Annotated in this window: 22 protein-coding genes; 12 read left to right on the top strand and 10 right to left on the bottom strand. The window is 44.3% G+C overall.

What is annotated here, in order from left to right; translation table 11 throughout:
• Positions 1-52 precede the first annotated feature (52 nt).
• Entirely contained in the window at positions 53-451 is a 399-nt protein-coding gene (tnpA, locus tag QUA16_RS26915) for an IS200/IS605 family transposase (RefSeq protein ID WP_333107319.1), read from the bottom strand.
• A 52-nt stretch (positions 452-503) separates the two neighbouring features.
• Here tnpA and QUA16_RS26910 point away from each other — a divergent pair, with 52 nt between their 5' ends.
• Positions 504-1691 (top strand): transposase, encoded by a 1188-nt coding sequence (locus QUA16_RS26910; RefSeq protein ID WP_333107320.1) that lies wholly within the window; start codon positions 504-506, stop codon positions 1689-1691.
• A 44-nt stretch (positions 1692-1735) separates the two neighbouring features.
• On the opposite strand, the gene QUA16_RS26905 is transcribed toward QUA16_RS26910, so the two are convergent.
• The 3 genes from QUA16_RS26905 to lgt form a co-directional block, all read right to left on the bottom strand.
• Entirely contained in the window at positions 1736-2572 is an 837-nt protein-coding gene (locus QUA16_RS26905; protein ID WP_333107321.1) for a dienelactone hydrolase family protein, read from the bottom strand.
• A gap of 100 nt (positions 2573-2672) precedes the next feature.
• Positions 2673-3452 (bottom strand): precorrin-4 C(11)-methyltransferase, encoded by a 780-nt coding sequence (gene cobM / locus QUA16_RS26900; protein WP_333107322.1) that lies wholly within the window; start codon positions 3450-3452, stop codon positions 2673-2675.
• A gap of 120 nt (positions 3453-3572) precedes the next feature.
• Entirely contained in the window at positions 3573-4466 is an 894-nt protein-coding gene (lgt, locus tag QUA16_RS26895) for a prolipoprotein diacylglyceryl transferase (protein WP_333107323.1), read from the bottom strand.
• A gap of 349 nt (positions 4467-4815) precedes the next feature.
• On the opposite strand from lgt, the gene rlmN reads away from it, so the two are divergent.
• The 5 genes from rlmN to QUA16_RS26870 all read left to right on the top strand — a co-directional run bounded on the left by rlmN (position 4816) and on the right by QUA16_RS26870 (position 12582).
• Complete coding sequence (rlmN, locus tag QUA16_RS26890) at positions 4816-5925, top strand: 23S rRNA (adenine(2503)-C(2))-methyltransferase RlmN (RefSeq protein ID WP_333107324.1); 1110 nt, start codon at positions 4816-4818, stop codon at positions 5923-5925.
• A gap of 121 nt (positions 5926-6046) precedes the next feature.
• Positions 6047-7498, top strand: coding sequence for a DUF3375 domain-containing protein (locus QUA16_RS26885; RefSeq protein WP_333107326.1), 1452 nt, complete (start codon positions 6047-6049; stop codon positions 7496-7498).
• A 13-nt stretch (positions 7499-7511) separates the two neighbouring features.
• A complete protein-coding gene (locus tag QUA16_RS26880) occupies positions 7512-8102 on the top strand; it encodes a DUF4194 domain-containing protein (protein WP_333107327.1) in 591 nt (196 codons plus the stop codon).
• A complete protein-coding gene (locus tag QUA16_RS26875) occupies positions 8095-11421 on the top strand; it encodes an SbcC/MukB-like Walker B domain-containing protein (RefSeq protein ID WP_333181472.1) in 3327 nt (1108 codons plus the stop codon). The genes QUA16_RS26880 and QUA16_RS26875 overlap by 8 nt, the downstream gene beginning before the upstream one ends.
• Before the next feature lie 12 nt (positions 11422-11433).
• The gene (locus QUA16_RS26870) at positions 11434-12582 is read left to right on the top strand and encodes a Wadjet anti-phage system protein JetD domain-containing protein (RefSeq protein WP_333107330.1); all 1149 of its coding nucleotides are present in this window, start codon (positions 11434-11436) and stop codon (positions 12580-12582) included.
• Between the two features lie 118 nt (positions 12583-12700).
• Here QUA16_RS26870 and QUA16_RS26865 read toward each other — a convergent pair whose 3' ends face one another.
• The 3 genes from QUA16_RS26865 to QUA16_RS26855 all read right to left on the bottom strand — a co-directional run bounded on the left by QUA16_RS26865 (position 12701) and on the right by QUA16_RS26855 (position 15467).
• The gene (locus tag QUA16_RS26865) at positions 12701-13810 is read right to left on the bottom strand and encodes a class I SAM-dependent methyltransferase (protein WP_333107331.1); all 1110 of its coding nucleotides are present in this window, start codon (positions 13808-13810) and stop codon (positions 12701-12703) included.
• Positions 13803-14474, bottom strand: coding sequence for a phosphoribosylglycinamide formyltransferase (purN, locus tag QUA16_RS26860; protein WP_333107332.1), 672 nt, complete (start codon positions 14472-14474; stop codon positions 13803-13805). The genes QUA16_RS26865 and purN overlap by 8 nt, the downstream gene beginning before the upstream one ends.
• 417 nt (positions 14475-14891) lie before the next feature.
• Complete coding sequence (locus tag QUA16_RS26855) at positions 14892-15467, bottom strand: GNAT family protein (RefSeq protein ID WP_333107333.1); 576 nt, start codon at positions 15465-15467, stop codon at positions 14892-14894.
• Positions 15468-15526: 59 nt separating this feature from the next.
• Between QUA16_RS26855 and QUA16_RS26850 the strand changes: the two genes are divergently transcribed.
• A complete protein-coding gene (locus tag QUA16_RS26850) occupies positions 15527-16417 on the top strand; it encodes a sugar ABC transporter permease (protein ID WP_333107334.1) in 891 nt (296 codons plus the stop codon).
• Positions 16418-16668: 251 nt separating this feature from the next.
• Here the strand turns inward: QUA16_RS26850 and QUA16_RS26845 are convergent, their stop codons facing one another.
• Positions 16669-17262 (bottom strand): DJ-1/PfpI family protein, encoded by a 594-nt coding sequence (locus QUA16_RS26845; RefSeq protein WP_333107335.1) that lies wholly within the window; start codon positions 17260-17262, stop codon positions 16669-16671.
• Positions 17263-17340: 78 nt separating this feature from the next.
• Here QUA16_RS26845 and QUA16_RS26840 point away from each other — a divergent pair, with 78 nt between their 5' ends.
• Positions 17341-17700: a hypothetical protein gene (locus QUA16_RS26840; RefSeq protein ID WP_333107337.1), complete on the top strand. Its 360-nt coding sequence runs from the start codon at positions 17341-17343 to the stop codon at positions 17698-17700.
• Between the two features lie 245 nt (positions 17701-17945).
• Here QUA16_RS26840 and QUA16_RS26835 read toward each other — a convergent pair whose 3' ends face one another.
• Together QUA16_RS26835 and QUA16_RS26830 are read right to left on the bottom strand one after the other, a co-directional pair.
• Positions 17946-18092 (bottom strand): photosystem I protein PsaX, encoded by a 147-nt coding sequence (locus tag QUA16_RS26835; protein ID WP_333107338.1) that lies wholly within the window; start codon positions 18090-18092, stop codon positions 17946-17948.
• A gap of 126 nt (positions 18093-18218) precedes the next feature.
• Positions 18219-19208 (bottom strand): lipoyl synthase, encoded by a 990-nt coding sequence (locus QUA16_RS26830; protein WP_333107339.1) that lies wholly within the window; start codon positions 19206-19208, stop codon positions 18219-18221.
• Between the two features lie 198 nt (positions 19209-19406).
• On the opposite strand from QUA16_RS26830, the gene QUA16_RS26825 reads away from it, so the two are divergent.
• The 4 genes from QUA16_RS26825 to QUA16_RS26810 all read left to right on the top strand — a co-directional run bounded on the left by QUA16_RS26825 (position 19407) and on the right by QUA16_RS26810 (position 22675).
• Positions 19407-19958 (top strand): response regulator, encoded by a 552-nt coding sequence (locus tag QUA16_RS26825; RefSeq protein WP_333046474.1) that lies wholly within the window; start codon positions 19407-19409, stop codon positions 19956-19958.
• 47 nt (positions 19959-20005) lie between these two features.
• Positions 20006-20140, top strand: coding sequence for a hypothetical protein (locus QUA16_RS26820; RefSeq protein ID WP_333181470.1), 135 nt, complete (start codon positions 20006-20008; stop codon positions 20138-20140).
• A 244-nt stretch (positions 20141-20384) separates the two neighbouring features.
• Positions 20385-21479: a PfkB family carbohydrate kinase gene (locus QUA16_RS26815; RefSeq protein WP_333107340.1), complete on the top strand. Its 1095-nt coding sequence runs from the start codon at positions 20385-20387 to the stop codon at positions 21477-21479.
• Between the two features lie 131 nt (positions 21480-21610).
• Complete coding sequence (locus tag QUA16_RS26810) at positions 21611-22675, top strand: Rieske (2Fe-2S) protein (protein ID WP_333107342.1); 1065 nt, start codon at positions 21611-21613, stop codon at positions 22673-22675.
• Positions 22676-22737 lie beyond the last annotated feature (62 nt).

The following is a 22737-nucleotide window of genomic DNA, read 5'->3' as shown; positions in this document are numbered from 1 at the left end:
TCAGCCTTGTGGCTGGAAACGCTATGTACGGGCTTTCACCGTGATTTACGTTTCAACGAATCGCACCTTGATTTCTAATATACTCTTTCAAAACTTCTAAAGGCGCACCCCCAACAGAAACAGCAAAATAACTAGGACTCCATAATGCTTCTTTGTGGGGTTTTTTGTGTCCAGCCTGTCCGTATCGACGACTGGAAACACCTTTGAGTGCGTTAACTATTTGAGATATCGACAATTTAGGCGGATACTCGATCAGCGTATGAACATGATCGGCTTCCCCGTTGAACTCTAGCACTTGAAAGTTCATTTTTTGGGCTACTTCTCGAAACGACTTTTCAATCAAATCAAGACCTTCGCTCGTGAATACAGACCGACGATATTTTGTTATACATACCAAGTGTATTTTAAGTTGTGTAACAGAATTGCGCTCGCGACGGTAAACTGTTGTCATTACTTACAGACCAATATATAATCAAACTTACAGACCAACATTCAGTATAACCATGAAGGCGAGATTCCGGTACAGATTTTATCCGACGACCGAACAGAGACAGAGCTTGGCTCGGCTGTTTGGCTGCGTCCGCATGGTCTGGAACGACAGTCTGGCTCTCTGTAAACAGTCTGAAAAAAAACCAAGTTCGTCTGATTTGCAAAAAATCGTAATAACCCAAGCGAAAAAGACCGAAGAAAGAGCTTGGCTGAGCGAGGTTTCTAATATTCCTCTACAGCAATCTGTAGCAGACTTAGAAACAGCTTTTAAAAACTTCTTCGATTCCTGCAAGGGGAAGAGAAAAGGTCGTAAGGTTGGTTATCCTAAGTTCAAGAAAAGAACAAATAGCCAGTCGGCCCGATTTAGGATTGGCGGTTTTTCTCTAAAAAATGGCGGTGTCTATTTAGCCAAGATTGGTATTGTAAGCCCAATATGGTCAAGAGAACTTCCATCTGAACCTAGCTCAGTCACGGTAATCAAAGATTGTGCAAATCGTTATTTCCTAAGCTTTGTGGTAGAAGTTCAACCCGTTCATTCTGATGCCAAAAACCAAAGCATCGGAATCGATTTGGGGATTAAAACTTTTGCAGTGATGAGCAATGGTGAAAAAGCCGAAAGCCCTAACTACAAAAAATTAGACCGGAAAGTTCGCAAACTCCAGCGCAAATTAGCTCGTCAACCAAAAGACTCTAAAAGGAGAAACGCAACCCGAATCAAAATTGCTAAGTTGCACAACCGCATTGCCGATGCCCGCAAAGATTTCCTGCATAAATTATCAACCAAAGTAGTCAACGAAAACCAAGTGATTATTTTGGAAGACTTGAATGTATCAGGAATGGTGAAAAACCGGAAGCTTTCACGGGCAATTAGTCAGCAAGGATGGCGAGAATTCAGGACTCTCTGTGAGGCTAAGTCTGAAAAGTTTGGTAGAGAATTTCAGGTAATTAGTAGGTGGGAACCTACTAGCCAAGTTTGTGCGGATTGTGGTTTTAAATGGGGCAAAATTGATTTGTCTATTCGTTCAGTGCTTTGTGTTAGTTGTGGCACTGAGCAAGACAGAGATCAAAATGCTTCGAGGAACATACAAAAAGTCGGGATGGGGAATCGCCACGACTCAAAACGGCCGCAGAGGGATTGTCAGACTACTCCGGTAGCAGAACCCTATGAAGCGTCAAGAATCACCGCGCCTGATAGCCGGTGAGTATTTCAAACCAGTTTTAAGTCAAAATTAACAGCTTACAACTGTCAAGAAACTCCATACTTTTTAAACCAATCTTGCATCCGTTTCCAACCATCCTCAGCTTCTTTTTTCCGGTAACTGGGGCGATAGTCGGCGTTAAAAGCGTGCGGCGCATCTGGATAAAGCACAATTTCGGAACCACTGCTGCCAGTTTTGAGAACTTCCTGCATTTTCTCAACTGTATCGTTGGGAATTGACTGGTCTTTGCCCCCGTAAAGCCCCAATACGGGCACTTTCAAACTGGCTGCAATGTCGATCGGCTGTTTGGGAGTTAAAGCCGTAGAATCGCCAACCAAACGCCCGTACCAAGCCACTCCAGCTTTGACTTTCGGGTTGTGAGAAGAGTACAGCCAAACAATTCTGCCACCCCAGCAAAATCCTGTAATTCCCAACTTATTAGTATTGCCTTTTCCTGACTTTTGTGCCCACTCTACGGTAGCATCTAAATCAGACATAACTTGAGCATCAGGAACTTTCGAGACAACTTTACTAATAATTTCTTGGATGTCGGTGATTTTAGAAACATCACCTTGACGGGCAAACATTTCTGGGGCGATCGCTAAATAACCTAATTTGGCAAAACGGCGGCAAATATCTTGAATGTGGGCGTGAACTCCGAAGATTTCTTGAACTACTAAAATTACTGGAAAATTGCTGCCGCTGGCTGGCATTGCTCTGTAGGCTGGAATTGAGCCGTCTTTTACGGGAATTTTTACCTCACCGGCAACTAAACCAGCAGCATCGGTATTGATAACGGCAGTCGCAATAGGATGAACTGCTAAGGCAAATCCGGCGCTTAATGCGGTGACAGTGATAAATTGTCTGCGAGTTAAGTCTTTCATCGGGAATGGGGAATGGGGAATGGGGCATTGGGCATTGGGCATTGGGAATTGGGCATTGGGAATTGGGCATTGCAACTGCCAACTGCCAACTGCCAACTGACTAATGACGGAAAAGCCGATCGTGCTCTGGATGGTACAAGCGCGATCGCCCTTGTGCTGATTTTCCCAACGCCGGACTAATCACATACATTGTCGTTCTGAGCAAATTATTTTCGCGGGTAGCAACTGCCATTTTGTCAAGGGGAACTAGCACAATTTTTTCATCGGGCCAGCCCAACCGATAACAAATCGCTACAGGCAAATCCGATGGGTAATGTTCCATCAATTTAGCTTGAGCTTTTTCGACATGGCGGGCACTCAAATACAGGCACAAACTCGCTTGATGAGTCGCTAAACTGGCCAATTCTTCGCGTTCGGGTACTTCGGTTCGGCCGCTAATTCGCGTCAAAATAATTGTCTGCACAACTCCGGGAACTGTCAACTCAATTTTAAGTTTAGCTGCGGCAAGTTGGAAAGCGCTAATTCCTGGGATTACCTCAAAACCAATTCCAGCGTCGGCCAAAGCTTGCATTTGTTCCCCGACAGCCCCGTACAGACAGGGATCGCCGGAATGCAGACGGACGACGCTTTTTCCCTCGCGCACTCGTTCCACCATCAAAGGTACAATCTCTTCGAGGGTCTTATCCGCAGTTTGGATCACTTCAGCATCTGCGCGCACCCCCTGCAAAATTTGCTCTGGCACTAAGGAATCAGCAAATAATATGACATCGGCTGCAGCCAGTAATTTTTGAGCCTTAACAGTCAACAAATCCGGGTCTCCCGGGCCTGCACCTACAATGTATACCCCTGGAATTAGGGCTTCAATCTCTGTCAAACTCATTGCTGCTAACAAATTTGCTAAATTTATGGACGCTTCCGGATGTACCTATTTTGGTTGGAAGTAATAGATGGTAGATGCACCCTGGTTTTGAACCCTAGAGACTAACCTCTCTGGGGTTTTTTATTGATCCTCTGGGGATTTGTGAGTGATCTTTGGCCGATCGCTATTGGGGGACACAACATCGGGTAAAGGTCGAGCGAGCAAATAAAGCCAAGCTAACCCGCCCAACCCTAACACAATCCCAGTCAAGCTTACCATCTGTGCCGTCCGCAGCGGCCCGAACATCAAACTATCAGTCCGCAACCCTTCAATCCAGACTCTACCGGAACTGTAAGCTGCGATATAAACCAAAAATAAAGCACCAGTTTTCAAGCGAATTTTGCCCTGCAGATCGCGAAAAAATAAACTCAGAAGCAACCCAAATACTGTCAAATTCCACAGGGATTCGTAGAGAAATGTGGGGTGGAAGTATTCAAAATTAGCATAGGCGGGCGGGCGGCTGTTGGCCGGAATATAGAGTTTCCAAGGCAAATCCGTAGGACTGCCAAAAGCTTCGGAGTTAAAGAAATTTCCCCAGCGTCCGATCGCCTGACCGAGAATTGCCGAAGGCGCGATTAAATCTGCCAATTGCCAAAAAGAAACTCGCTGAATTTTCGCAAAAATTAAAGCTGCGATCGTCCCACCCAAAATCGCCCCGTGAATGGCAATTCCGCCTTTCCAAATCGCAATAATATCTTCAGGCCTCTGGGCGTATTGCTGCCACTCGAAAGCCACGTAATAAATTCGAGCACAGGGAATAGCGCCCAAAACCAGCCAAATTGCCAAATCACCCAATAATTCCGGGTTAACGCGGCGCTTTTCGGCCAAGTATTGCGACAGACTGACCCCAATCAAGACGGCCGAAGCTATCAACAGCCCGTACCAGCGAATGGCTACGGGGCCAAGTTCAAAGATAATTGGGCCAGGCGATGTAAATTGAAACGCTAAGGGCAGCGCAAGAATATTTAGCACCATAAAAGTTGCATTAATTGTGATGGAAAGCCGTCAGATTGCATACCCTTTAACAAACTCCAGAGTTTATTTTAGGGGGCTGTGGTCATTTACACGCAATATTTGGGGAATTTTGCCAAAAATTAACTTTGTTGCGGACATTTGTGTTTGGAGTTTTCTTTGTGAGTCCACAATAATATCCCCCCTAACCCCCCTTAAAAAGGGGGGAACCGGATTATTCTCAAAGTCAACCCCTACTCCCCAACAATCAGGGGGATTTAGGGGGATCGAGACTTCGCCTTTTTGAGGATTAACGGCAGTTTTGGTCGAGAAGTTTTAATATGGAGGATGGCTTTAAATTTTCTGATGACCTATGTCTCCTACTTCCGTTTCTCAGGTGTACTCTTCTGGTAATTCCAAGGGTGCGAATCAGTCTCGCAAGACTGCTGCTTTGGCTGTTGAGTCGGGTAAAATTCCGCCCTTGTTGGGCGCGAGTTTAGCTGAGTTAACGGAGTGGGTGCAGCAGCAGGGACAACCGGCTTATCGCGGAAAGCAGTTGTACCAGTGGATTTATGAGAAAGGTGCCAGATCGATCTCTGACATTTCTGTATTCTCGAAACAGTGGCGCGAGACTGTTGCTAAAATCCCGATCGGGCGATCGACTATTCACTTTCGATCGGTCGCACCAGACGCCACCGTCAAGTATCTCTTAAAATTGGCAGACGGTCAAATCATTGAAACCGTAGGCATTCCCACCGATAAACGGCTGACTGTGTGCGTCTCAGCCCAAGTTGGCTGCGCGATGGGCTGCGACTTTTGCGCTACCGGAAAAGGCGGTTTCAAGCGCAATTTAGAAAAACACGAAATCGTCGATCAAGTCTTGACAGTACAACAAGATTTCGGCCGCCGAGTCAGCCACATCGTATTTATGGGTATGGGCGAACCCCTGCTGAATTTCGATAATGTTGTAGCTGCTGTCAAGTGTTTGAATCAAGACGTAGGAATTGGACAGCGAAATATCACCATTTCCACAGTAGGAATTCGCAATCGCATCAGCCAACTAGCCGAACATCAACTGCAAGTTACCCTCGCCGTTAGCCTCCACGCTTCCAATCAAAGATTGCGCGAAGAGTTGATTCCTAGCGCCCGCCCTTATCCTTTGGGTGAGTTAATCGCAGAATGTCGGGAATATGTGCGATCGACTGGGCGCCGATTGAGTTTTGAATACGTACTTTTAGCAGGTGTGAATGACTTACCGGAACACGCAGCAGAGTTAGCAACTCACTTGCGCGGTTTTCAGTGTCACGTCAATTTGATTCCTTACAATCCGATTCAGGAAGCTGAATATCAGCGCCCGAATCCCAATCGAATTAACAGTTTCGTTGCGACTTTGAAGGAAAAGAAAATTGCAGTTAGCGTGCGGTATTCTCGCGGCTTAGAAGCAGATGCAGCCTGCGGACAATTGCGGGCATCCGAGGTTTAAATTTTAAGAGTGTATGAGTTATGAATGGTGAAAAAAACATATTCACCATTCATAATTCATATTTGCCAAGGGTTAAATGCTAATCGGACGACAATTAAATCTATAATTTAACGCTGGGCATATGAAACATGACCAAATAGAAGATGATTTAAAAAACGAGCCTAGCCTTAAACTTTTAAGAACTGACAATGCACCTTTAATTATCAGTTTTTTGTATCACCAGTTCAAGTCTCTAAATCGGATTACCGTTCCCCAATCAGAACTGGTAGAAAAACTTGAAAATTATTTGGAGAAGCTGTGCGAAGATCGACCGGAACTATATCGTGGGAAAGCACAGACTTACCTGGATACTTGGTGCAACAGCGATCATCAGTTCTTGAAGAAATATTATCAGACGAAGAATGACGATCCGGTTTTTGAACTTGCACCGGGTACTAATCGGGCGATTGGTTGGCTGGAAGATTTGAAGAGGAGAGAGTTTATTGGCACTGAATCACAGTTTTTAGAGATATTTTCCCTTCTCAAAGAAATTGTAACCAAAAGTACAGAAGATCCAGCAGCGCGTTTAGACGAATTAGAAAAACAAAAAGCAGCCATTCAAAAAGAAATCGACACAATCAAACAAACTGGTGAGGTTGAACGCTACAGCGAATCTAAGCTCAAAGAGTGGTTTCTAAAAGCTAATAATGTGGCCGGCCGACTCCTTGCTGATTTTGGAGATGTCGAGCAAAATTTTAAAGAAATCACGGACAAAGTGAAAAAGGCACAGCTAAAAGAGGAGGGGGGAAAGGGGTTAGTTGTGGCACAGGTAATTGAGGGGGATGAAGAAATTAGGAAATCCGATCAGGGGCGCAGCTTCTATGCCTTCCGAGATTTTCTGACAGATCCTTCTAAACAGGAAGAATTGGAACAACTGATTAATGGGGTATATGGCTTGCCAGAACTTCAAGATTTGGGTAAACAAAATCCCACACTCCGAAGAATTAAACGCAGTCTGATTCAAGCTAGCGACAAAATTATTAAATCTAATTATCGTCTTGCCGAACAGTTGCGAAAAATCCTGGTCGAACAGCATATCGCCGAGAACAAACGAGTAATTGAACTGATTAAAGAGATTAAAAATTTAGCACTTGCGACGCTCGATAATCCTCCCAAAAAGGAGGAATTTATTTGGATAGAAGGCGACCCGGAAGTGCAACTGCTGATGGAAAGACCGTTGGGGAAACCAACAGAAAATCGGAATTTTAAAAACTACAATTTGAGCAACGCAACTGTTGATCTACCGAGGGAACAAATTGATGCTTTGCGAAATTATTGTTATGTGGATGAGGAAGTATTGAAGCGGCAGATTGCAGCAACATTGGAGGGCAAAGATTGGGTAACGCTAGCTGAAGTAATTGAGAAGTATCCGGTGGAAAAGGGTTTGTCTGAAGTAGTTGCTTATTTGGCGATCGCCTCTCAAGACACAAAACACGCGATCGATGACTCAGTGAGCGATCGCATTACGGCAAGTTCCTTTGACAAGCAGAACATCCTGCACCTGACACTCCCACAAGTTATTTTTAAAAGATAAACACAGCAAATTCATGATGACAAACGAGATTATCGCATCCTACGCACCAGCACTCATCAAATTACTACAGGGTATCCTGTATGAAGATGAAGATAAGGATGATTGGGGTGAGCTATTGAAGAATGAAAAAAACGTCAGAGAATACTTTGGAAAAATTGGGCTGAGACTTTATTTAGATGAAGCGGAAGGATATGCTTTTTTACAGCAGCCAGATGGTGACGATGGCGACGAGGAAGCAAAGAAACTGCCCAGGCTGGTTAAGAGAGTTCCCCTGAGCTACGAAGTTACGGTACTATGTGTTTTATTACGCGAGAAATTGCTAGAGTTTAATAACAGCACCTCTGATTCGGATCGCTGCATTGTGTCTAAACATCAAATTCACGATTTGATGCGTCCGTTTTTTCCAGAGCAAACTGATGACCCAAAGCTTTTGAAAAAATTTGACGAATCGATCAATCGAGTTGTCAAGTTGCACTTTTTGAAAGAGTTAAAGAATAAAGAAGGCGAATATGAGGTTCGCCGCATCCTCAAAGCTAAAATTCCCGCTGAAACATTGACGGATATCAAAAAAGGGTTAGAAGCTTATGACAAATCTAATGCTTGAATTTGAGAGTGACAATTCCAAAGCTGGATATCGCTTGCATCGGCTGGAAGTATTAAACTGGGGAACTTTTAAGCAGGGTACGATCGCACCCTACGGTAAAACTTCCTTCCTCACCGGGGCCAATGGTTCCGGTAAATCGACTTTGGTTGACGCACTACTGACACTATTAGTCCCGAATGGAAAGCGGAATTATAACTTAGCTTCAGGTTCAGGAAAGCGAGAGCGAGACGAAAGGACATATGTACTCGGAGCCTACAGCACAATTAAAGCTGAAGATGACTACAAGTCTAAACTGCAGTACCTGCGTACCAAAGATGATTATTCAGTTTTACTCGCTTATTTTTATAACGAAGGATACAAACAGAACGTCACTCTGGCTCAGGTTTTGTATGTAAAAGAGGGAGTTGAAAAGTTGTTTCTGGTTGCCGCTGGCGAACTGAGCATCGCCGAACATTTCAATGACTTTAAAAGTTTACCAGAGTTAAAAAAGCAGTTGGCATCTTTCCAGAAAGTAAAAATTGAACAATTTCACACATTTGCTGACTACAGCAAACGATTTCGTAAAATTTTTGGTGTGGAATCGGAAAAAGCTTTCGATTTATTCAATCAGACTGTCAGTATCAAAGAAATTGGCAAATTAAATGACTTTGTGCGCGGTCATATGCTGGAAAAAACTAATGTGGAAAATACAATCCAAGAGCTGATCGAGTATTATGAAAATTTAACCTATTCCCATGAAGCAATGCAGAAAGCCAAGAAACAGCTAGAGGTTTTGAAACCGCTAATCACTGAGTCTGAAAGTTACGAAAATGTCAAGGATAAGCTGAATCACTTAAATAAAGTATTCCCAATTATTCCCGCCTACTTCGCTCAGCATAAAAGAGGTTTATTGGAAAAAGCAATTGCTGAAAAACAACAAGAACAGAGTCAAGTTAGCCGTGATTTATCAAAAATACGCATAGATTTAGAAGGCTTGCGACAGGAAAAGCAAGACTTAACCGTCGCTATAGAAAATGATGAAACCGGACGGAAAATCAAAGACTTAGAACGGGAAATTAAGTTTTTAGACAGTCAAATAGCTAATCATCGACAAGCAGCCGAAAAATACGATGGAATTGCTAAAGGTATAGGACTTCCAACTTACAGTGACCTGGATACATTTAATAGTTCTATAATCCAAGCAAGGGAAACTCAATCAGGTGTTGATGTTGAAATGGAAGAATTAAAAACCCAACGCGACGACAAAAAAAATAATGAGAAGCAAGTTAAAGATAGTTGCACAGAGTTAAATCAAGAACTGCAATCTTTAAGACAGCGAAAAAATCAGATTCCTGCTGACAATTTGCGAATCAGAGAAAAGATATTAAAATATTTGGGAATTGCTGAGGCGGAAATTCCTTTTGTGGGCGAACTGCTGAAGGTAAAGGATGGAGAGCGGCAAGAATGGGAAGGGGCGATCGAAAAACTGCTGCACAACTTTGGACTGCAACTCTTAGTTCCTGAAAAATACTACCATCAATTCAATAAACATGTCGATCGCACTAACCTGCATGGCCGCGTCGTTTATCAGAAAGTTGACAATAAAAATTTAGATTGGGTCTCCAAAAACTTAGATGATAATTCCTTGTTTAACAAATTGGAGTTTAAATCTGATACTAAATATACTGCTTGGCTGGCTAATGAAGTATCAAAAAATTATGGTAGCTGCATCTGTTGTCAAGATTTAGAGCTGTTTGATCGGGAGAATTATGCGATTACCAAAAATGGCTTGATTAAGAAGGGTAATAGACATGAAAAAGACGATCGCCATTTCAGCAATGAGAACAAAAGAAGATATATTTTGGGGTGGGACAATTCTAAGAGAATAAAGGATTGTGAAGCTGAATTGAATGAGCGTAAAGCAGAGCTTAGTGGAGTAGAAAAAGCTATACAGGATATTGAAACACAACAAAAAGATCGCAACAGGCACAAGAATCTGCTAGAACAGTTATTGGGATTCGATGATTTTTCTGCGATCGACTGGAAACCGCGCGCGATCGAGAAGCAAAAGCTTGTAGAGCAAAAGCAGGAGTTAGAGGGGAATTGCGATCGTTTAGAGCAGTTGAAGACAAAGCTAACTGTTGTGTGCGCTGACATTCAGACAAACGACGCAGCTAAAAGTGTCGCCGAAAGAAACATTGGTATTATCGATCGCGATATCGAGCATTACCAAAAACAGAGCGCTGAATGCGAACAACGATCGAGTTTATCGACATCCCAAGAGATTCAGACTTATACTCCTGATATTGAAGAGAGTTTCAGCCATCAAATTCCGAGCCTCGATAACATTGATAGTTTGAAATATCAAGTAAAGGAGTCTTACCAAACTCAAATAAGCGACGCAAACAAGAAGTTGAATTCTCTGCGAAACAGCATTGAAAAAAAGATGAGTAGTTACAAGGGGGACTATCCCGCAGAAACTGCAAATGTTGACGCATCAGTAGAATTTATCCCTGAGTTCAAGGGAATGCTAGAAAAAATCGAACGAGATGATTTACCCACACAGGAACAAAGATTTAAAAAACTGCTTGATGAGAAAATTAATAGCGCTATTTATAATTTTAAAGATACTTTAGAAGAATGGGAAAGTGACATTAAAGACAATATTTACGATCTCAATCAATCCTTAAAAATGATTGAATATACACCCTTGACTTATATACAAGTCCAATGGGATGCCAACGGAGAAAACCAAATTAAGGAATTTAAAAATCTCTTAAAAAAAGGTTTGTGCTATGCTGATGTAGGGGTTGAGCGAACTTCGGAAGCTGACGAAGCTAGCTTTAAAAAAATTAAAGAGCTGATCGATCGCCTCCAGTCAGATGAGCGGTGGACAGCAAGAGTCACCGATGTGCGTAATTGGCTCAATTTCTCAGTCAGCGTCAAGAATAAAGCCGACGATACGGAGAGGGAATATCACTCGGACTCTTCTGGAAAATCGGGCGGGCAAAAGGCTAAATTAGCTTACACTATTCTAGCGTCAGCTATTGCCTATCAATTTGGATTAGTACAGGATGAAACTAAATCTCAATCATTTCGTCTTGTGGTCATTGATGAAGCTTTTAGCAAGTCCGATGAAACAAATGCAAGGTATGCGATGGATTTATTTAAACAATTAAATCTTCAGCTTCTGGTAGTGACGCCCAAAGACAAAATTCAAGTTCTTGAGCATTATGCAGGAGCTGGTTACTATGTTAAAAACAGTATTGAAGAGAACGACTCCAAGGTTTATAATATGTCCGTAGACAAACAGCCTCTCGGACAAATTGCTTCAAATTAACTGCGTCTGTTGATGATTACCCCCGAAGAAATCAGAAAAAAAGCCGATCGACTATATATTCCCTTCCTGCAATCCTTGCTCCAGGGAGAACCTTTTTTCCCGCGAGATTTTCCCGCTGGCAAAATTCCCGACGACTACCTGAAGCTAAGAGATGCTGTACAGCAACTTCTGAAAGGCTCAAAAAAGTACGTTGGCTACGGGTATCAAGTTGAGCTGATCCAGCGGAAAACTCGCAAATTTGATATCCAGTCTTTACCATCCCGAATTACATTTGAAACAGAGACAGATTATCTCAAATTCCTGAATAAGGAACCTGAAGTTGCGGATTTTAAACAAGTTGTAGCAAGGATGAGAAATGAAATTCCTGATTTGAATATCTGGCTCAATCAAAATCCTCAAAAAGTAATCAATTACTTAGGAAAATGGGAGAATTTATTGCCTGTATGCTTGTATTTTCAGAACCATCCCAAACCTCAGCTTTATATTCGCGAACTACCGATAAATGTTCACACTAAGTTCATCGAACAAAATAAAGGTATTCTAAATGAATTGCTGTCAGCTATCCTGCCAGATGATGCTATTAATCAAGAAGAAAATGATTTTGAAAAGCGATTTGGTTTGCGATATGCTGAGCCATCGGTAACTATCAGAGCTTTGGATCAAAACCTACAGGTGAAGTATGGGATTAGCACCTCGGAGATGAGCATACTCATTTCGGATTTTGAACGTCGCAATCTTCAAGGATACCGCTTTATTATTACTGAGAATCAGATGAATTTTCGCACTTTGCCTGATTTAAGCAACAGCTTTGCGCTGTGGGGAAAGGGGTTTAATGTAGCTATTTTAAAAGATGTTGAGTGGCTAAGGAATTGCCCAATAATTTACTGGGGGGATTTGGATGCCCAAGGGTTCCAGATTCTTTCGCAGTTAAGGTCTTATTTTGATCAAACAATTTCTGTTATGATGGATCGAGAAACTTTCGATACATTTCAGGAATCTGCTGTGCCGGGTAAATTGTGCAAGGTTGCTAACTTATTTTACCTGACACCGGAGGAGCATGATTTATTTGCTGATTTATCCAAGCAAACAATTCGTTTAGAACAGGAAAAGATACCGAAGGATTTTGTAATTTGCAGGTTGAATAATTTGACCTATCGGTAATATCGTTTCCGGTGGCATCGGAATCATATATTTGGATGAGCTCGCGTGCTCCCCGCTCGCATTACCTAATTCCGATGCTACCGGAGATGATATAAGCCCACATAAAAGAAACAGCTCTTTACAAGCGTTTAACAAGTATCCACCGCAACTCTAACGGCGGTGTTTGTTGCACCGAAAATAAATCTCGCCCGCTGGCCCAACTGACAAACCAAGGTGTCGGTGGCCAAGCAGAGTCAGGCAAATGTTTTTGTTCGTATTCAATCACAGATTCATCAGAAATAATTTCTAACGGCAAACCCTCTATTGCTGCTTGCAATTCTTGTCTGGTAATCAGATAAGACCAACACAATTCAGACATTTGTTTTGCCATCTCGTCGGGTTCGTACCCATCTACAGCTAAGAAAGCACTGAATAAGATAAACCCGCCGCTTAACACGGCATCGGACATTTTGCCGAGGAAAAGACGAATTTGTTCGGGATAGCGGAAGTGAGAGAGAACTTCGGTAGCAATCGCTAATTTGTAGCGATAAGTTTTCATCCTCAGTAATGGGTCTAAAACGTCGCCTTGGGTGACATTTATCGGCAAGTTTTCGGCGGTTGCTGCGGATGATAGTTTCTCGGCAAATATGGGTGTTAGTTCGATCGCATCCACTGTATGACCTAACCTTGCTAAAGGCAAACTATTGCGCCCTGGGCCCGCACCAACATCTAAAATAGGTGCTTTTCCCGGTTCGCCTAATTCGGCGGCAATGGCGATGACTTTGGCATCGGGATGGCTGCCGAATAAAGGTTCGGGGCGAATATCCGGCCAACTGTGATATTTCTGGGCCATTGATTCGATTTGAATCTTGGTATTCAGAGTAATGCCGCCGGCTAAACCGGTTTGGGAATTGGCGGGAAAGTATGAGACTATGAGATTAGCGTGGGGGGAATTTTTGAATCCTTCTGCTAAGGCGTTGGCGATTAATGTTCGCAAGTTTTCGGCTTGGGCAGCGTCGATGTTTTGTCCGAGAATGTTTAAGAAGTCTGACAGTAATTTAAGATAGTCGTCTAGCATCGATGGCAAGCAAGGCAGATAGAATTCTCCCTTGATGCCGATGCTTTTTTTGAGCCTTTCTTTCAGAATTAATTTCAGGCGATTGGAGTCTGTCAGCGGCGGGCCTGTTTCGGGTGATTCGCTGACGGGCAATTTGGGGGTAGATGCGGCACTGGTAAGGTTTTTAGTCACAATATTTTTGATTAGATTCGGCAATAAGTGCGATCGCACCGAGCATAATCTTGTGCTCTTGCACCTGAATTCTCGCGTGCAGCGTTTCTGCGGTATCATCAGGCAATACGGGCACCGCAGCCTGCATTAAAATCGGCCCGCTGTCTACTTCTAAACGGGCAATATGCACTGTACATCCGGTGATTTTAACCTTAGCGGCCAGTGCTTGCTCGACGGCGCGAATTCCTGGGAAACTCGGCAGTAAGCTGGGGTGAATGTTAATAACGCGATCGGGAAAAGCATCAAACAAAACTTCGGTAACAATTCGCATCCAACCCGCCATCACTACCCATTCTATATCATACTCTTGAAAAGTTTTGACAATTTTTGTATCTAATTCTTCGCGACTTTTGCAGTCGCGGTGATTGAGCAGAATCGAGGGAATGCCGTATTTTTCGGCTCTGAGTGCGGCTTTGGCTTCGGGGTTGTTGTAAATTAATACTGGGATTTTAGCGTTGAGTTGTTGGTTTTGGATGGCTTGGGCAATTACCTCGAAGTTGCTGCCGCTTCCTGATGCTAAAACTCCTAATTTTAATGGAGGATGAGCCGGAGCGAGCGCACTTTTGCCAATCTCAGGAGAAATCAGGCAGGCATGGGAATTAACAGATACTGGATTAGCGGTCATTCGAGTTTAGATTTTAGATTTTAGATTTTGGATTGACTTGCGCGAGATAAATTCGGGGGCGTGAGGATTTTAGATTTTAGATCGTGGATTGATTCCACGGCTCAATCACGTGGCGGGTACCACCTTTGAAATTCTTGGTCATAAAGATAAAAACTATTCACTCGTCTTCTACAATACAGGTAAAGGGTAAGGTGTGCTTCGGCGCACTCTACATGGAGATATTGCGTAAGTCCTAAGTATATTAGTTTTTTTCGCTGACCTGCTGATTCACGGGAGCATCTCATATTTGTAAAAAAACTTCTTCTAGCTCCTTCCTTCTTCCTCTTTCCTCCTGCCTCCTGCCTCGCAGCAAGAGAGCCTCAAAACTCCCATTTCTAGCGGAGGGCTGCTTTCATTGAGATGCTCCCTGATTCAACCCTATTCTACAATATTACCAAAAAACTCTTCCCTGAGAAGCGAATAAATTTTGAGATCCCAATATCTGCCTTTCACAAATAGCTGCTGTCGCAATATCCCTTCCAATTGCATCCCCACTTTTTCCATCACCCTAGCTGAAGCAATATTGTTAACTTCACATCGAGCCACAATTCGATTCAGCAACATCTCCCGAAAACCGAATTCAATCACTGCATTGACAGCCTCGCTCATGTATCCTTCGCCCCAATATCTCCTAGAAAGTGCGTAGCCAATTTCCGCGCGGCTGTGCGTCATGCTCCATTCCACAAATCCGCAAGTCCCGATAAACTTTTTCTCTGCTTTATGGACAATTCCCCAATCTACAAGCTCTCGTCTTTTGTACATTTTTGTAAGTGACCTGAGAAAGTATTTAGTGTCTTCGAGCGAGGTGTGAGTTGACCACATTGTGTATTGTGATACTTCGGAATTTGAGGCATACTCAAACATATCGCTCGCATCGTTTAAAGTAATTTTTCTGAGCAGGAGCCTTTCAGTTTCTATAGTGGGTAAATTGGCTAATATATCGAGAAGATTCATTGTGAAATTGACCTATATTGTGATACCATTTAAAACTAAAAGCTAAAATTTACAAGCCAATGGTTCCGATTAAATTTGGGCGTTTTAACTGGTTAGATAATGATTCCTTCGCAGCTTGGACTTTCCTGGCCCCGGCTTTGCTGTTTCTGGGTACTTTTTTGATTTGGCCGATCGCCTATTTATTTTACCTCAGCTTTACCAGCGGCAGCTTTACCCAGTCGGGAGTGCGTTGGATTGGCTTCAACAACTACTGGCGGCTCGTCACAAACCCGGATTTCTGGCAAATTCTCCAAAATACGCTCTATTTTACTACTGCAACAGTCATTCCCAGTTTAGTGATTCCTTTGGGTTTGGCAGTTTTGCTAAATCGCTCGTTTGCTTGGCGAGGAGCTCTCCGCACCGCTTATTTTATTCCTTCGATTACCTCTCTAGTTGCAGTTGGCTTGGGTTGGCGGTGGTTGTTTCAAACCGATGGCCCGGTGAATAATGCCCTAAATGCGATCGGTTTAAATCCAATTCCTTGGCTTAGCAGCACAGTTTGGGCAATGCCTGTGATAATTCTGCTGAGTGTTTGGAAACAATTAGGCTTTAATATGGTAGTATTTTTAGCAGGATTGCAAGCAATTCCGGTAAATCGTTACGAAGCCGCAGAATTGGATGGAGCTAATGCTTGGCAGCAATTTTTGTACATCACTTTACCCGGTTTGCGGCCGACTTTAGTATTTGCTACTGTCACTACTGCTATTTTTACTCTGCGGAGTTTCGAGCAAGTTTACGTCATCACCGGCGGCGGCCCTTTGAACTCTACTAATTTGCTAGTTTATTATATTTACGAGCAAGCTTTTTCGCAATTTGATTTTGGCTATGCAGCCGCAGCGGCAACTTTCCTGATGGCTATAGCTTTGCTATTAGTCTATTTACAACTAAAAGTTTGGGGCGAAGATGCTTGATTTCACATCCGGTAGTTTATGTGCGGGGCGGGTTTAGGAGATTGTTTTTTTTAGCTCAGATGTTGCACCATTGTCAAGAACGGGCTCTCCGGCCCGTTCCACAAAGAATAAGTTTTCTTGTGGAACAGGCCGAAAAGCCTGTTCCTAAACAAGTAATTGAGAATGGTGCAAGATGTGAGTTTTAGGCATAGATGGTTGATAAAACCCGCCACTACGCACAAATTCTCCAATTAACCATGCCCATTGCCCAATTACCAATTCCCAATTTTATATTCCATGTGCTCTGCTGTTTGTTCAGCTTGTGCTGTACCCAAAAGTTTGCCGACAACATGCAAAGACATATCAATTCCCGCAGCAATTCCCCCAGAAGTGATGATTTTGCCATTATCTACAAATCGCTGATTTTCGATAATAGTTGTGTTGGGCGCTAATTTTTTCAATAAATCCAATGCCTGATGGTGGGTAGTTGCTTCCAAACCTTCCAACAAGCCAGCTTTTGCCAAAAGCAGCGAACCCGTACAGACAGAAAGCACTAATTCTGCTGTTCGCGCACAATCTTTTATCCAGTTAATAACTGCTGAATTATCGATTAACTTTCTTGTACCTTGTCCTCCCGGTACAATTAAAATATCCGGTGGCGGACAATCGGAAATGGTGCAGTCGGGATTTACGCTCAAACCGTTGCGGGCGTTGACAGCACCGGGATGTTCGGCTACGGTAGAGACTGCAAAAGGTCGCTCGCCCTTACTTAATTCTGATGTCACCGAAAACACTTCAAAAGGCCCGGCAAAGTCCAGTACCTCGACATCATCGAACATTAAAATAGCTACGTTCCTAGTTGCCATAAGACCTACTTCTGATAGAGGCAAAAAATATCGGCGATTTGTTATCGTAGAACTGGTATAATTTAAATTATTAAAGCTATGCCGAAAAAGATTCGCCATCGCGCCCTAACATTCTGTCTTTTATGTCTGGCTTGCGCCTTAGCAATTACTGTTGCGCCAATTGTCACGCCCGCTCAATCCACAACTCAATTAGAGTTTCGCATTACTCAATTAGAAAGGCAAATTTCTGAACTCAGGGGACAAATCTACAGCTTGCAGAACCAAGGTTCTAGAGTTAACCGGCCTCCGTCTCCTTCAGGTTGTGGTCGCACAAATCCTAGACCGCTGTCGGGAGACCCGATGTTTGACAATTTAGCAACTTTGGCAATTGAAACTAAGCAAGATGTTATTAAAATTCAAGAGCGATTGTCAAAGCTAGAAGCGTCGAGAAATCGGTAGAGAAGGAAGAAGGAAGGCACGACACGGATTTTGACACGGATACACGGATGAATTATTGAGCAAAAGTCGGGAGTCAGAAGGAAGAGGGAAGAGGGAAGAAGTCAGTAGTCATTAGTTAGAAGAATGAAGTCATATTCTCGCCAACTCAAAACTCAAAACTCTCTGCCTCTCCCCCTCTCCTTCTCTCCTATTCTCCGACGTTGAGGTCGAGAACAGCAGGGTCTGCTAAAAGTTAACTTGCAGAACTATTCAATGATATGGAAATAAAAGGCTGCAACCACAAAATTGATGGCTAACAGCAACAGAAACCAGCCTGCGCGAAATGTGTAAGGGAATTTGCCCGTTTTCATCACGGACTCGGATTTTAATTGGTTCTTCGCTATCTCTGCCATAGGTAAAGCTCCTAATTGATAATGTCACTCTATTTACAAATAGCAGAGAGCGTCGCACTTATGCACAATCCTCTAGAGTTATTTTTTGTAACAACGAGTTTATAGCGAGTTGAATTCAAATTAGTTTCAATCGCTCTCTCCGGCGTGGTAGGAACTGCGGACGAGAGGCCCCGATCGCACGCGCTCAAACCCCATCTCCCGCGCGATCGACCCGAAACGGTCAAATTCGGCCGGCGTCCAGTATTTACGCACTGGGAGGTGCTCTAGAGATGGTCTCATGTATTGACCGAGGGTGAGCCGATCGCACTTGGCATCCCGCAAATCTGTCATCGCTTCGACTATCTCGGCTTCGGTTTCCCCGTGCCCCAACATCAAACCGGATTTTGTGGGAATAGTTGGGTCATATTGCTTAACAATACGCAGAACGTCGATCGAGCGATCGTACTTGGCCCCCCTCCGCACCGGCCCTTGCAACCGGCGCACCGTCTCAATATTGTGGTTGTAACAAGCGGGTTTAGCCTCCACCACCGTGCGAATCCGCTGTCGCTGCAACTCATCAAGGCCGGAATTCTCCCCGTCGGGGGCGGGCACGGGGAGGGCGGGCACGGGGGCACCGCCCCTACCTGTTCCCCCCCAAAAATCTGGCGTCAGTACCTCAACTTCAGTATGCGGGTTAAGAAGGCGGATTTGGGCGATCGTCCTGGCAAACCAACCCGCACCCCCATCCGGCAAATCATCCCTCGCCACCGAAGTCAGCACCGCATAGCGCAAACCCAACAACTGCACAGCCTCCGCCACCTTTTGCGGTTCCTCCGGGTCTAGCGGCATCGGAGAATGACCTTTATCTACTTGACAAAAAGCACAAGCGCGGGTGCAAGTCGGCCCCATCAACAAAAAAGTCGCCGTTTTTTGCGCGTAGCACTCGCCCCGGTTGGGACATCTCCCCTCCTCACAAATCGTGTGAATTTGCCGCTGTTTGATAATTTTTTGCACTTGGGAAAGTTCGCTAGCTTTGCCAACGGGCCTACGCAACCACTCCGGCATCGCCTCGATTTCACCCCGCATTTGGGCGGCAACTGCTTTGACAGTAGGAGTTTTAGGAGTTTGGGGGGACATAAAATTAAGTGGCGATTGAGTTAATTACTTCGATCGTATCCGAAATCAAAGCCCCTGAACTTGTAGGAGTACCACCCGAAATCAGGATCGCGCCCAGGTGCAACAAAACTAAACTCGCCCAGAATTATGGGTAGAATTCTGTTAGGGATATACTGAAGGTTGCAAATCATCACTCATTCATTACTGAAGGAGTCAGTCGTGGCTGGTCAAAAAATCTTGGTAATCGATGACAGTAAAGTCATCCGCGTCCGAGTCCGAGAGATGTTGCCGCAGGGTAACTTTGAAGTTCTAGAAGCAAAAGACGGCGAAGAGGGACTCAAACTGATCCGTCAAGCCCGGCCAAATCTAATTATGTTAGATTTCCTACTGCCCAAAGTCAGCGGTTGGGAAGTGTATCAAAAAGTGCAAGCCCATCCTGAGCTTTCTAAGATACCTTTGGTGATCATGTCGGGCCGCGAAGAAGAGGTGATGGAAAAAATTCCGAAACCCTTTGAGAAGCATTTTTTTGCATTCATCGCCAAACCCTTTGAGAAGAAGCAGCTAACCGAGGCGATCAAATCGGCGATGGTACTGGCCAAAAAGAAACCAGTGCCGGAAGCCCCAGCCGCCGCCGCTGCACCCACTTCGGGAGGGGGCGCCGCCGAAATTCAGGCGATGACTGTGAAAATGGCGAAAATGCAAGCAGAAATTGATGCACTCAAAAAACAAATGACTCAGGTGATTACAATCATCAAGCAGAAATTGAAATAATTCTGCTGTTTTTTGAAGGCACTTATGTAGAAGGAAACTTCCACACCGTGAAACTTTCAGTTGAGTCTCAATGGCTGCGATTTTATCGGCATTTTTTTGCCAAATTGTTTGAGCGAGTGCGATCGCCAATAGCCGACAACTGGTTTCTCAAAATCCCAGTGAGAAAATCAATTAAAAGTTAAAAATAAAACAAGGGAGGAAATTAATTATTAATTTATATTAGGATTTTTAATGGGAGCATCTCATATGTGTAAAAACACTTCTTCTGGCTCCTTTCTTCTTCCTCTTTGCTCCTGCCTCAAAACTCCTGCCTCCTGCCTCACAACTCCAATTTCTAGCTGGGCTGCTTTCATTGAGATGCTCCCTTTTTAATTCCCGCTCGTTCCACACTCAATTATCAACTCCTCAGTCTCATTTTTTTGGTTAATGACTAACGACTATTCCGATTTTTTGCCTCAACTGCGTGCCTCAACAGAGCAATTATTGAAAAGATTAGACTGCTTCGATCGAGCGCAGGTATTAGCGATCGGAGATTTGACCTTGGACGAGTTTCTTACCGGACAAGTAGAGCGAATTTCCCGCGAAGCACCTGTGTTGATTTTGCGCTACGAAAATACTCAGCAAGTACCCGGAGGTGGCGCAAATGCTGTCTATAATTTAGCCAAACTGGGAGGCAAAGTAAAAGTTGCTGGTTTGGTGGGAAAAGACGACCAGGGAAAGGCTTTGTGCGGTATTTTTGAGGCGGCGGGAATTGATACGGGTGGGATTTTAATCGATTCGCAGCGTCCAACAGTCACCAAAACTCGAATTTCCGGGCACGCGCGGCAGTCGGTGACTCAGCAAATTGTCCGAGTCGATCGCAAATCGGACGAGTTGCCGGATTTAGATTTGCAGTTGCAATTGTCAGACTACATCCGGCAGCAAATACCGACAGTAGATGCCGTGGTTTGTTCCGACTACGGCGACGGAGTTTTGACAAATTTGGCGATCGAATCGGCAGTGGTTCCCGGCAAAACAATTGTAGACGCTCAAATAAATTTGCAGCGATATTCTGGAGCAATGCTGTTTACTCCGAACTTGCCAGAAGCCGAGCAAGCCGTCGGATATGCTATCAAAAACCCTCACACTTTAATGCAAGCAGGACGCGATTTATTGAACTTAACTCAAGCTCAAAAAATCCTGATTACTCGCGGCGAAGAAGGGATGACTTTGTTTGAAAGGGCCAACGGCGAAGAAATCAAAAATTCACCTTCTCCAACATCGAATTGTGAAAAGGGGGAATTTGCCATTCAAAGTTGGGACATTCCCCCTTTTAACAAGACTGATGTATTCGACGTAACCGGTGCTGGAGATACAGTTGTAGCAGCAATGACTTTAGCTTTGTGCGTCGGTGCATCCGGTTGGGAAGCGGCAGTTTTGGGCAATTTGGCGGCTAGTATTGTCGTGCGTCAATTCGGTACGGCGACAACAACGGTAGAGGAGATGAAAGAAGCTTTGCTATCGCTCCTGAATCTGGAATAAAGCCAAAACATAAACCTGCTGGCGATCGATCGAGCATCTATCAGCACTTGAGTTTTTAATCCTGTTTTACTTCAGGCAAATACCCTGGCATTGAGTTAATCTAGTTTATATATAAATTAGTTTAAAAACTTATGGCTGAGACTTCAGGCTATTACGTTCGCGCTGCGAAACTTGCAGAAGTCGAGACAAAGGGCAGTTTGTTAGTGAATTTGGAAAAACACACGATCGCCCTTTTTTACTCAAACGATCGGGTATACGCGATCGACAACCGCTGTCCCCACATGGGTTTTCCCCTCAACGGCAGCACTTGCAAAGATGGCATAGTCACCTGTCCTTGGCACTACGCCCGCTTTGATGTCGCCAGCGGCGGTACTTTTGACTCTTGGGCCGACGACGTGCGATCGTTCCCAGCGGAAATTCGCGACGGGGAAGTTTGGGTAAATTTAGCACAACAGCTTGACCCTTACGCCCACCAGCGCCAGCGACTTCAAGATGGGTTAGAACAAGGAATTTCTCTAGTCATCGCCAAGTCAGTGATTGCCTTGCTAGATCAGGGGGCAACTGCCAGCGAACCTTTCCAAATCGGATTAGAATTTGGCACCCGCTACAACAAATCGGGATGGGATACGGGTTTATCGATCCACACCTGCTTGATGAATATACTGCCTTATCTAGATCCAGAAGACCGATCCCCCGCCCTCTATCAGGGACTTTCGGCAGTGGCCCGCGATAGTGCAGGCGCACCTCCTCACTTTGCGGTTCACCCCTTGCCTAATTCTGAGGTTGATGCAGAGACACTCAAAAGCTGGTTCCGGCAATTTATTGAAATCAGAGACAGTGAAGCGGCGGAACGATGTTTGTTGACAGCAGTACGCGCGCCTCTTGAACGAGAACAAATTGCTGATATGCTGTTTGCTGCCGCTACTGACCACCGCTACATTGATGTCGGTCACAGCCTCGACTTTATTAACAAGGCGTTAGAAGCCCTGGATGCAGTGAATTGGGAAGGGGCAGAAACTGTTTTCGCGAGTTTGGTGGCTGGTTTGGCGAATGCGGCGCGCATGGAAGAGTCGAGTTCTTGGCGCTACCCTGTGGATGTGGTGGCAATTTTAGAGTCAGCAATGGCGCAGTTGCCTGCAGCTTTAGAAATGGGCCGATCGCACCGGGGCAATTGGTTGGGAAGAGCTAGTCCCTAGGTAGCGAATAAATAGACAAAATGATACACTTATAGACAAATATGCGGTGTACCATTTTGTTT

The sequence above is a fragment of the Microcoleus sp. S13_C3 genome, assembly GCF_036700905.1.
GTDB lineage: Bacteria > Cyanobacteriota > Cyanobacteriia > Cyanobacteriales > Microcoleaceae > Microcoleus.
This window is presented reverse-complemented; position numbering and strand designations above follow the sequence as displayed.

Coding starts and splice junctions, on each gene's coding strand:
- tnpA (WP_333107319.1), bottom strand. CDS start 451: ATGACAACAGTTTACCGTCGCGAGCGCAATTCTGTTACACAACTTAAA.
- QUA16_RS26910 (WP_333107320.1), top strand. CDS start 504: ATGAAGGCGAGATTCCGGTACAGATTTTATCCGACGACCGAACAGAGA.
- QUA16_RS26905 (WP_333107321.1), bottom strand. CDS start 2,572: ATGAAAGACTTAACTCGCAGACAATTTATCACTGTCACCGCATTAAGC.
- cobM (WP_333107322.1), bottom strand. CDS start 3,452: ATGAGTTTGACAGAGATTGAAGCCCTAATTCCAGGGGTATACATTGTA.
- lgt (WP_333107323.1), bottom strand. CDS start 4,466: ATGGTGCTAAATATTCTTGCGCTGCCCTTAGCGTTTCAATTTACATCG.
- rlmN (WP_333107324.1), top strand. CDS start 4,816: ATGTCTCCTACTTCCGTTTCTCAGGTGTACTCTTCTGGTAATTCCAAG.
- QUA16_RS26885 (WP_333107326.1), top strand. CDS start 6,047: ATGAAACATGACCAAATAGAAGATGATTTAAAAAACGAGCCTAGCCTT.
- QUA16_RS26880 (WP_333107327.1), top strand. CDS start 7,512: ATGATGACAAACGAGATTATCGCATCCTACGCACCAGCACTCATCAAA.
- QUA16_RS26875 (WP_333181472.1), top strand. CDS start 8,095: ATGCTTGAATTTGAGAGTGACAATTCCAAAGCTGGATATCGCTTGCAT.
- QUA16_RS26870 (WP_333107330.1), top strand. CDS start 11,434: ATGATTACCCCCGAAGAAATCAGAAAAAAAGCCGATCGACTATATATT.
- purN (WP_333107332.1), bottom strand. CDS start 14,474: ATGACCGCTAATCCAGTATCTGTTAATTCCCATGCCTGCCTGATTTCT.
- QUA16_RS26855 (WP_333107333.1), bottom strand. CDS start 15,467: ATGAATCTTCTCGATATATTAGCCAATTTACCCACTATAGAAACTGAA.
- QUA16_RS26850 (WP_333107334.1), top strand. CDS start 15,527: ATGGTTCCGATTAAATTTGGGCGTTTTAACTGGTTAGATAATGATTCC.
- QUA16_RS26845 (WP_333107335.1), bottom strand. CDS start 17,262: ATGGCAACTAGGAACGTAGCTATTTTAATGTTCGATGATGTCGAGGTA.
- QUA16_RS26840 (WP_333107337.1), top strand. CDS start 17,341: ATGCCGAAAAAGATTCGCCATCGCGCCCTAACATTCTGTCTTTTATGT.
- QUA16_RS26835 (WP_333107338.1), bottom strand. CDS start 18,092: ATGGCAGAGATAGCGAAGAACCAATTAAAATCCGAGTCCGTGATGAAA.
- QUA16_RS26830 (WP_333107339.1), bottom strand. CDS start 19,208: ATGTCCCCCCAAACTCCTAAAACTCCTACTGTCAAAGCAGTTGCCGCC.
- QUA16_RS26815 (WP_333107340.1), top strand. CDS start 20,385: ATGACTAACGACTATTCCGATTTTTTGCCTCAACTGCGTGCCTCAACA.
- QUA16_RS26810 (WP_333107342.1), top strand. CDS start 21,611: ATGGCTGAGACTTCAGGCTATTACGTTCGCGCTGCGAAACTTGCAGAA.